6 protein-coding genes are annotated in these 10,407 nt (G+C 72.9%); 3 read left to right on the top strand and 3 right to left on the bottom strand.

Features of this window, described 5'->3' with window-relative positions; all coding sequences use genetic code 11:
- Positions 1-33 precede the first annotated feature (33 nt).
- Positions 34-2,898, bottom strand: coding sequence for a leucine--tRNA ligase (gene leuS, locus ACIP9D_RS18275; protein ID WP_350872389.1), 2,865 nt, complete (start codon positions 2,896-2,898; stop codon positions 34-36).
- A 468-nt stretch (positions 2,899-3,366) separates the two neighbouring features.
- Between leuS and ACIP9D_RS18270 the strand changes: the two genes are divergently transcribed.
- From ACIP9D_RS18270 to ACIP9D_RS18260, 3 genes are read left to right on the top strand one after another with little or no spacing between them, the layout of a single operon-like run.
- Entirely contained in the window at positions 3,367-4,419 is a 1,053-nt protein-coding gene (locus ACIP9D_RS18270) for a MoxR family ATPase (protein ID WP_350872387.1), read from the top strand.
- A 1-nt stretch (position 4,420) separates the two neighbouring features.
- Positions 4,421-5,719, top strand: a complete 1,299-nt coding sequence (locus ACIP9D_RS18265; RefSeq protein ID WP_350872385.1) for a DUF58 domain-containing protein — start codon at positions 4,421-4,423, stop codon at positions 5,717-5,719.
- 16 nt (positions 5,720-5,735) lie between these two features.
- Positions 5,736-8,210, top strand: a complete 2,475-nt coding sequence (locus ACIP9D_RS18260) for a transglutaminaseTgpA domain-containing protein (RefSeq protein ID WP_350872383.1) — start codon at positions 5,736-5,738, stop codon at positions 8,208-8,210.
- A gap of 379 nt (positions 8,211-8,589) precedes the next feature.
- Here the strand turns inward: ACIP9D_RS18260 and ACIP9D_RS18255 are convergent, their stop codons facing one another.
- The gene (locus tag ACIP9D_RS18255; protein WP_091596662.1) at positions 8,590-8,985 is read right to left on the bottom strand and encodes a DUF3040 domain-containing protein; all 396 of its coding nucleotides are present in this window, start codon (positions 8,983-8,985) and stop codon (positions 8,590-8,592) included.
- A gap of 115 nt (positions 8,986-9,100) precedes the next feature.
- Positions 9,101-10,360: a DNA polymerase IV gene (locus ACIP9D_RS18250; RefSeq protein ID WP_350872381.1), complete on the bottom strand. Its 1,260-nt coding sequence runs from the start codon at positions 10,358-10,360 to the stop codon at positions 9,101-9,103.
- Positions 10,361-10,407: the final 47 nt, after the last annotated feature.

Raw genomic sequence — 10,407 nt, 5'->3', positions numbered from 1 at the left:
TGGGCGGCGGGCGCGGTGGGTGAGTGGGTTGGGTCAGGCGACGATGGAGACCATGCGGCCGGGGATGACGATGACCTTGCGGGGCTCCTTGCCGGCCAGGGCGGCGGCGACGGCATCCAGGGCGGCCGTGCGGACGGTGTCCTCGCCGGCGTCGGCGGGGACCTCGATCCGGCCACGGACCTTGCCGTTGATCTGCACCGGATAGGTCACCGAGTCGGCGATCAGCAGCGCCGGGTCGGCCACCGGGAAGTCCGCGTAGGTCAACGAGGTGTCGTGCCCCATCCGCCGCCACAGCTCCTCGGCCACGTGCGGGGCGAACGGCGCCAGCATCAGCACCAGCGGCTCGGCCACCTCACGCGGGGTGGCCGGCAACCGGGTCAGCCCGTTGGTCAGCTCGATCAGCTTGGCGATCGCGGTGTTGAACCGGATCCCCTCCATGTCGCCGCGAACCCCGTCGATCACCTTGTGCAGCAGCCGCCGGGTCGCCTCGTCGGCCGGGTCCTCGGTGATCCGCAGTGCGCCGGTCTGCTCGTCGACGACGGCCCGCCAGACCCGCTGCAGGAACCGGTAGGAGCCGACCACCGCCCGGGTCTCCCACGGGCGGGACACCTCCAGCGGGCCCATCGACATCTCGTAGACCCGGAAGGTGTCCGCCCCGTACGCCGCACACATGTCGTCGGGGGTCACCACGTTCTTCAGCGACTTGCCCATCTTGCCGTACTCGCGGTTGACCACGGCGTCACCCAGGTAGTAGCCGCCGTCGCGCTCGATGACCTCCTCGGCCTGCACGTAGCTGCCCCGGTCGTCGGTGTACGCGTACGCCTGGATCATGCCCTGGTTGAACAGCTTGCGGAACGGCTCGAACGACGACACGTGCCCCAGGTCGAACAGCACCTTGTGCCAGAACCGGGCGTACAGCAGGTGCAGCACGGCGTGCTCGGCGCCGCCGACGTACAGGTCGGTGCCGCCGGAGTCGCCCTCGCCGCGCGGGCCCATCCAGTAGCGCTCGTTCTCCGCGTCGACGAACCGGTCGGCGTTGGTCGGGTCCAGGTAGCGCAGCTCGTACCAGCAGGAGCCCGCCCACTGCGGCATCACGTTCGTCTCCCGGGTGTACCGCTTCGGGCCGTCACCCAGGTCCAGCTCCACCTCGACCCAGTCCCGACGGCGGGACAGCGGGGTCTCGGGGTTGGAGTTCGCGTCCTCCGGGTCGAACGTCTTCGGCGAGAAGTCGTCGACCTCGGGCAGCTCGACCGGCAGCATCGACTCGGGCAGCGCGATCGCGGCGCCGGTCTCGTCGTAGACGATCGGGAACGGCTCGCCCCAGTAGCGCTGGCGGGAGAACAGCCAGTCGCGCAGCCGGTAGGTGACCGCGCCGCGGCCGTGCCCGTTCGCCTCCAGCCACTCGATGATCCGGGCCTTGGCGTCGGCGACCCCCAGGCCGTTCAGGTCCAGGCCGCGGTCGGGCGCGGCGCTGTTGATCGCCGGCCCGTCGCCGGTGTACGCCTTGCCGGCGAAGCCCTCGGCCGGCTGCACCGTGCGCACGATGGGCAGGTCGAAGACCTCGGCGAAGGCCCAGTCCCGCTCGTCCTGGGCGGGCACCGCCATGATCGCGCCGGTGCCGTAGCCGGCCAGCACGTAGTCCGCGATGAAGATCGGGATCTGCCCGCCGGTGACCGGGTTGGTGGCGTACGCCCCGACGAAGACGCCGGTCTTCTCCTTCGTGTCGGCCTGCCGCTCGACGTCGGTCTTGGCCGCCGCCGCCTTGCGGTACGCCTCGATGGCCGCCCGGGGGCTGGCGTGCCCGCCGGTCCAGGCGTCCTTCGTCCCGGCCGGCCAGGCTGCCGGAGCCAGCGTGTCGACCAGCTCGTGCTCGGGCGCCAGCACCATGTAGGTGGCCCCGAAGACGGTGTCCGGCCGGGTGGTGAACACCTCGATGCGGTCTGCGCCCGCGGAGTCGGAATCACTGGTCGAGGCCGGGAAGGAGATGTGCGCGCCCGTGGAGCGGCCGATCCAGTTGCGCTGCATCAGCTTGATGGCTTCCGGCCAGTCCAGCGTGTCCAGGTCGTCCAGCAGCCGGTCGCCGTACGCGGTGATCCGCATCATCCACTGCTTCAGGTTGCGCTTGAAGACCGGGAAGTTGCCCCGCTCCGAGCGGCCGTCTGCGGTGACCTCCTCGTTGGCCAGCACGGTGCCCAGGCCCGGGCACCAGTTCACCGGCGCCTGCGAGACGTACGCCAGCCGGTGGTCGTCGACGATCGCCCGCCGCTCGGCCACGGTCAGCTCCGCCCAGGCGCGCCCGTCCGGGGTCGGCCGGTTGCCGCCCTCGAACTCGGCGATCAGCTCGGCGATCGGCCGCGCCCGTCCCGCGTCCTGGTCGTACCAGGAGTTGAAGACCTGCAGGAAGATCCACTGGGTCCAGCGGTAGAAGTCGGTGTCGATGGTCGCCACCGAACGGCGCTCGTCGTGCGCCAAGCCCAGCCGGCGCAGCTGCGCCTTGTAGCGCTCGATGTTCTGCTCGGTGGTGGTCCTGGGGTGGGTGCCGGTCTGGACCGCGTACTGCTCGGCCGGCAGGCCGAACGCGTCGAAGCCCATCGCGTGCAGCACGTTGCGGCCGGCCATCCGCTGGTAGCGGGCGAAGCAGTCGGTGCCGATGTAGCCCAGCGGGTGCCCGACGTGCAGGCCCGCCCCCGACGGGTAGGGGAACATGTCCAGCACGTAGAGCTTCTCCGCACCGGCCCGGGGGTGGCCGGGGTCGGCCAGCGGCCCGGTCGGGTTGGGGGCGTGGAAGGTTCCCTCCCGCTCCCAGATGTCCTGCCAACGATTCTCGATCTCGTCGGCCAGGGCCGCGGTGTACCGGAACGGGGGAATGTCGCCCGCCGGTGCGGCTGCCTCACTCATGGTGTCTCCTCGCGTCACTCGGCGCGGTGGTCTCGTGTCTGCTGGCTGCTCGCCGCCCGGCGCCGGCCGGCTGGCGACGGGCACAAAAAAGCCCCTCACGCAGGAGGGGCCGCCGTGCTGTCGCGCGTTCAGCGCATCAGCACGGCTCGGTAAGAAGCAGGAAGACTCCGGCCATGACGGCAGTGTACCCCCGGCTCGGGGCCGGCGTCGGCCCGCCACCACCGGTCGGGACGGCGACCCGGGCAATCCGGTGGCGTACCCGTTGCCGCCCGGACCATGGTCCCCCGACCTGACGAATATTCGGGGCGTAACCGGCGGTCTGCCTGCGGGGGTCGGCGATCACGACAAACATGGTTAGCCTGAGAGGCCCATGAGATTTCTGCGGCAGACGAGGCTCGACGTCGCGAACCCCACGGCGGGTCCAGCTGCTCTTTACAGAGCTGCCGTTCGGCGACGAGGAGGAGGCCCGTGACACAACAGACCTGGGACGAGGTGGGTGGACTGCTGCCCCACGACGAGTTCCGCGCCGCCAGCGAAGCCATCGTGGCCAACATCGAGCAGGTCATCGAGGGCAAGACCGCCACCGTGCGCCTCGCCCTGGCCGTCCTGCTCGCCGAGGGTCACCTCCTCATCGAGGACGTCCCCGGCGTCGGCAAGACCAAGCTGGCAAAGGCCCTGGCGCGGTCCATCGACTGCTCCGTACGCCGGATCCAGTTCACCCCCGACCTGCTGCCCAGCGATGTGACCGGGGTGAGCGTCTACAACCAGGAGACGCACGACTTCGAGTTCCGCCCCGGCGCGGTCTTCGCCAACCTGGTCGTCGGTGACGAGATCAACCGGGCCTCGCCGAAGACCCAGTCCGCGTTGCTGGAGTGCATGGAGGAGCGGCAGGTCACCGTCGACGGCGTGACCTACCAGCTGCAGACCCCGTTCATGGTGATCGCCACCCAGAACCCGATCGAGATGGAGGGGACCTACCCGCTGCCCGAGGCGCAGCGCGACCGGTTCACCGCCCGGATCGCGATGGGCTACCCGGACGCCGGCGCCGAGCTGGCCATGCTCGACGGGCACGGCGCTACCGACCCCCTCAACGAGCTGCGGCCGGTCTCCGACGCGGCGATCGTCCGGCAGCTGATCGCCACGGTCCGCCAGGTGCACGTCGCCGACGCGGTCAAGCAGTACGCGGTCGACCTGGTCACCGCCACCCGGGAGGCCCCCGACCTGCGCCTCGGCGCGTCGCCTCGGGCCACCCTGCAGTTGCTGCGCACCGCCCGTGCGGTGGCCGCCCTGGAGGGGCGCGACTACGTCCTGCCCGACGACCTCCAGGCCCTCGCCGTGCCGGTGCTGGCGCACCGGATCATCCCGACCGCCGACGCGCAGCTGGCCCGGCGCACCACCGACGCGATCGTCTCCGAGCTGGTGCACCGACTTCCCCTGCCGCACGACCGCAAGCGCTCCCCCTACGACACCCGGCCCACCCAGGGCAACGGCCGCGGGCCGTACGAGCCGCGGAGGCCGTGACGTGCGCGAAGCGCTCCGCGGGCTGACCACCCGCGGCCGCTCCTTCCTCGCCGCCGCGGTCGCCGCGGCCATCTCGGCCGCGATCCTCGGCGAGAAGGATCTGCTCCGGGTCGCCGTGCTGCTCGCCGTGCTGCCGCTGCTCGCCGCGGCGTACGTCGGCCGTAGCCGCTACAAGCTGGCCTGCAACCGGTCGCTGGACCCGCACCGGGTGCCGGTCGGGGCCAGCTCCCGGGTGGTGCTGCGGCTGCAGAACATGTCCCGGCTGCCCACCGGCACCCTGCTGCTGGAGGACCGGCTGCCCTACGCGCTGGGCAGCCGGCCCCGGGTGGTGCTGGAGCGCCTCGGCGCGCACCAGGCCAGCTCGGTGGCCTACACCGTGCGCGCCGACGTGCGTGGCCGCTACGAGGTGGGCCCGCTGGTGGTCCGGTTGACCGACCCGTTCGGTCTCTGCGAGCTCACCCGGGCCTTCCCCAGCACCGACCACCTGACGGTGATCCCGCAGGTCACGCCGCTGCCCTCGGTCCGCCTCCCCGGCGAGTACGCCGGCAGCGGCGACAGCCGGGCCCGCTCGGTGGCGGTGCACGGCGAGGACGACGCGGCGACCCGGGAGTACCGGATGGGCGACGACCTGCGACGGGTGCACTGGAAGTCCACCGCGCGCACCGGCGAGCTGATGGTGCGCCGCGAGGAGCAGCCCTGGGAGAGCCGGGCGACCGTGCTGCTGGACACCCGCGCGTACGGCCACCGCGGCGACGGCCCGACGGCCAGCTTCGAGTGGGCGGTCTCCAGCGCCGCGAGCGTCGCCGTGCACCTGCGCCAGGCCGGCTACAAGCTGCGCCTGGTCACCGGCTCGGGGGCGGACGTGGACGCCTCCGAGGCGGCCGGCGACGGGCTGCTCCTCGACCAGCTCGCCGAGGTCCGCCTCGATCAGCGGGCCGAGCTCGCCGAGCTGGTGCAGCGGGTCCGCCAGCGCTCCGACGGCGGCCTGATCATCGGCGTCTTCGGCTCGGTGAGCACGGCCGAGGCCGAGCTGCTGGCCGGCCTGCGGGCCAACGGCGCGACCTGCGTGGGCTTCCTGCTGGACAGCTCCACCTGGATCAACCTGCCGGAGAAGGCCCGCGCCGAGGCCGAGCACGCCCACGCGGCCGCCGCACTGACGCTGCTGCAGAGCGGGTGGCGGGTGATCGGCGTCGACCACGGCAGCCGACTGCCGGCGATCTGGCCACAGGCCGGCCGAGGCTCGCAGGGTTTCGCGCTGCGCGCGGCGCTGGCCGAGACGGTCGCCGGGGGCGTGCGATGAGCGAAGGGACGTGGTGATGGTCGGCCAACGCAACCTCGGCCTGGTGGCCGCCGCGGCGACGCTGCTCGCCGCGGCGCCGCTGTCCGCGATCTTCGAGCGCTGGACCTGGCTGATCCAGTCGGCCCTCGCGGTCGCCGTGGTCGCCGGGGTGGCCGCGCTGGCCCGGGCGCTGCGCGCCCCGCTCTGGGGGCAGGTGCTGGCCATGCTGGCCGGGCTGACCCTCGCGCTGACCTGGCTCTTCCCGGGCGGCACCGAGCTGCTCGCGTTCCTGCCCACGCCCGAGACCTTCAGCCACTTCCGGGCGCTGGTCGGCGGCTCGGTGCAGGACATGCGCTCCTACGGCGTGGAGGTGCCCGACACCGACCCGCTGCTCTTCATCACGGTGCTCGGCGTCGGCTCGGTGGCCGTCGTGGTCGACGTGCTCGCCGTCGGGCTGCGTCGCCCGGCGCTCGCCGGCCTGCCGATGCTCGCGATCTACTCGGTGCCGGTCGCGGTCTACGTCGACAGCGTCCCCGCGGCGCCGTTCGTGATCGGCGCCGCCGGCTACCTGTGGCTGCTGGTCGCCGACAACGTCGACCGGGTCCGCCGGTTCGGCCGCCGGTTCACCGGCGACGGGCGCGACGTGGACGTCTGGGAGGCCTCCCCGCTGGCCGCCGCTGGCCGCCGGCTGGCCGTGGTCGGCGTCGCGGTGGCGGTGCTGCTGCCCCTGGCCGTGCCGGGGATGACCGGCGGCCTGCTCGACAGCCTCAGCAACTCCGGCAACGGCAACGGCAACGGACGGGCCGGCCAGGGCGGCACGCCCGGACGGATCGACCTGTTCGCCACGCTGCGCGGTCAGCTCAACCAGTCCGAGGTGGCCGAGCTGGTCAAGGTCACCACCAACGAGCCGGACCCGTTCTACCTGCGTTTCGGCGTGGCCGACGAGCTGCGACCGGAGGGCTTCCAGGTCCGCAACCCCACCGGTCGGCCGATCAACCGCGATCTCCCCGACCCCTCCGAGCGGGCAACCGGGGGCGTGCAGCGGAACCGTTACCAGGCGACCGTCGAGGTCACCAAGAACCTGGCCATGCCGCTGATGCCGGTCTACGCCGAGCCGGTGCAGGTGGAGGACCTGAACGGCAACTGGCTCTACGACCAGAACCTGCAGATCGTCTTCTCCAACCGGGAGAACTCGCGCAGCAAGAAGTACACCTTCGACTACGTCCGGTCGACGTACACCCCGGCGGCACTGCGGGCCGCCGCGCCGCTGCCGACCGACCACTCGGTGCGGCGGCAGCAGACCGCAACCCCGATCGTGCCCGAGGTGGAGGAGCTGGTGAAGCAGCTCGTCCAGGGCAAGAGCACCGACTACGACCGGGTCCGCGCGATCTACGACTACTTCTCCTCGGACAACGGCTTCTCCTACCGGCTGAGCACCGAGGAGGGCAGCAGCGGGCAGGACATCGTCGATTTCCTCACCAACAAGGTCGGCTTCTGCCAGCAGTACGCGGCCGCGATGGCCTGGCTGGTCCGGGCGGCCGGCATCCCGGCGCGGGTCGCGTTCGGCTTCACCAACGGCAGCAACCGCACCGGCGACACCTACACGCTGACCAACCGCAACCTGCACGCCTGGACCGAGGTCTACTTCAACGGGATGGGCTGGGTGCCGTTCGACGCCACCCCGGCGTACGGCGTCACCGGCTCCACGCGGTCGGCCTGGGCGCCGGACACCGACGCCCCAGAACCGACCACGCCGGAGGCCGGCACGCCGACCACTCCGGAGGACACCGAGGCCTCCGCCGGCCCCACCGGCCCGGACGCGGCCGACCAGGACACCGACTCCGGGCTCGCGGTCGACGGCGGCACGCCGACCGAGCAGGCGCCGGTCTGGCCGTGGTGGACCGCCGCGGTGCTGGTCGTCCTGCTGCTGCTCGCCGTGCCGGCACTGCGCCGGATGGCGCTGCGCCGACGGCGCGGCCGCCCCGCGCCGGCGGTCGTCACGGCCAGCGCACCGGAGGTCGGCGCGGCCGCCGCCACCGGCCCCCGAATGGTTTTGCTCGGGGCCGACGCGGACCGGGCGCGGGCCGACGCGCACGCGGCCTGGGACGAGCTGCTCGACACGCTGGTGGACTTCCGCGTCCGGGTCGACCGGACCGAGACCCCCCGGGCGACCGCCGATCGGCTGGCCGGCGACACGCTCACCGAGCACCCCGACGCCGCCGGCGCGGTACGGCTGCTCGGCCGGGCGGAGGAGCGCGCCCGTTACGCCCGGGATCCGCTGACCGGCGAGGCGCTGACGCCGGCGCTCCGCGCGGTCCGCGGCGCGCTCGCCGGGACCGCCGACCGGCGGACCCGGCTGCTCGCCGCAGTGCTGCCGCCGTCGGTGCTGCTGCGCTGGCGGATCGCCGTGTCGGACGCCTCGGCCCGGCTGGTGTCGGCGAACAGCCGGGCCCGCTACCGGCTGCTGCGGTGGAACCCCCGCCGCCTGCTTGCCGACCGGGCGGCCCGCTGACCCGGCCGTCAGTCCCACCGGGCCCGTCACCGCGACACGCGGTGACGGGCCCGAACACTTCCAGCCCGGCCACGGGTCCGAGCGAGATCCACTCCAGGTCGGCGATATGGCGGTGTCCGCCGCGCTTGGACACCGCCATATCAGCGAAATGGAGTGGATCACCGGCTCGTCAGCGTCGGGGGACAGCGCAGGTCAGAGCCGGGACGGACGGGCGGGCTCAAGGACGCCGGCGCGCGGGGGCGGGGCGGGCACTGGGCGGCCCACTCGGCAGGGTGCTGGCCGGATCGGGGCGCGCGAAAGCCACCGGGGTCGCCGGATGCTCCGGCGACCCACTCGTCGCGCCCGCCTCGACCGCGCCCGGGTCAGCGGCGGGCCGGGCTCAGCGGTGCCCCTCCGGGCGCTGCCGCCAGCGGTCCTCCATCCGGTCCAGAATCGAGGACCGTCGACCGGAACGACCGCGGGACCGACGACGACTCGTCGTGCCGCCCACCACGTGCAGGTCTGGTGACTGCGCCCGACGGTGCGACTGCACCGCGAACGCGGCCGAGGCCAGCATGACGACGAAACCCGCCACAGCGAGCGGCGGAGTCTTGATCACCGCGCCATAGACCAGCAGGGCCAGGCCAGCGATGATGACGCCGGCAGCGACGAGCAGGCGACGCCGCGCATGGAAGCGCGGATCGCTGGCGCGCACGGCCGAGGCGAATTTGGGGTCCTCGGCAAGCGACCGCTCGATCTGCTCGAACAGCCGCTGCTCGTGCTCCGAGAGCGGCACGGCACTCCTCCCCGGTCACGTTGGTCGGCCCGTTCGGACCGACAGACCGTGGCAGCCAACCGGCTGCTTACCCGCAAGTCTACGAGGGGGGTCGCGCGTCGGAAAGCGGGACGACCTATGGCCGGGGTGGATTTTCATTCCGATGCTGATCACGGTTGCCGAGCAGACTGGCCGGACCTATGACGGACCGCCCGAAACGGGCAGCCGCGGCGTCCGCGGCAGCTTCCGCCTCGCGCCAGCCGCGCTCGGGCGCGCCGAGGGCGAGCTGACGCGGTGTCTCCTGCGCCGCGGCGAGCCCTTCCATGCGTACGCCGACCAGCCGGACCCGCTCACCGGGGTCGAGCGCCGTGTAGAGCGCCCAGACCGTGTCGAACATCTCGCGGGCCGTGTCGGTGGGCACCGCGAGGGTGCGGGACCGGCTGACCGTGCGGAAGTCGGCCAGCCGCACCTTGAGAGACACCGTCCGGCCGACCTGCCCGGCCCGGCGCAGCCGCGTGCCGACCTTGTCGGCGAGCCCGAGCAGCACGCGCCGGATCTCCAGCGGGTCGGCCACGTCGACGTCGAAGGTCACCTCGGCGCCGATCGACTTCTCCACGTGCTCCGGGCTCACCCCGCGCGGGTCGCGCCCCCAGGCCAGCTCGTGCAGGTGGTTGGCGGACGCCTCACCGAGCGCCTTGCGCAGCATCCCGTACGGCGCTTCGGCGAGATCGCCGATGGTGGCCAGGCCGAGCCGGCGCAAAGTCTGCGCGGAGCGCTCCCCCACCCCCCACAGCGCGTCCACCGGCAGCGGGTGGAGGAAGTCGAGCACCTGCGACGTGGGCACGACGAGCAGGCCGTCCGGCTTGGCCCGGGTCGAGCCGAGCTTGGCCACGAACTTGCTCGGCGCCACCCCGACCGAGCAGGTCAGCCCCTGCTCTTCGGCGACCCGGGCACGGATCTGACGGGCGATCTCGGCCGGCGGACCGAAGAGCCGGCGGGCGCCGGTCACGTCGAGGAACGCCTCGTCGAGGGAGAGCGGCTCGACCAGCGGCGTGACGTCGCGGAAGATCTGCATCACCGCCCGGGAGGCCGCGGTGTAGGCGGGGAAATCCGGCGGGAGGTAGACCGCGTGCGGGCAGAGCGACCGGGCCCGCATCATCGGCATGGCGCTGCGTACGCCGTAGCGCCGGGCCTCGTAGCTGGCCGAGCTGACCACGCCGCGCGGCCCGAGGCCGCCGACCACCACCGGCCGGCCCCGCAGCTCGGGCCGGTGGCGCACCTCGACCGAGGCGTAGAAGGCGTCCATGTCGACGTGCAGGATCGGGCTGCCGGAGTCGTCGGCGTCTGGCCCGAAGCGCGGATCACCGCCCCGGGGCAACGACTGGCTGCGGCCCATTACGGCAGGCTAGCCCGGGGGTACGACGCGAGCGGCGAGGCGGCCCG

Source organism: Micromonospora sp. NPDC093243 (assembly GCF_044753725.1).
Lineage (GTDB): Bacteria > Actinomycetota > Actinomycetes > Mycobacteriales > Micromonosporaceae > Micromonospora.
Note: the sequence above shows the minus strand (reverse complement) of the source record. Positions and strands in the feature narration are given on the sequence as shown.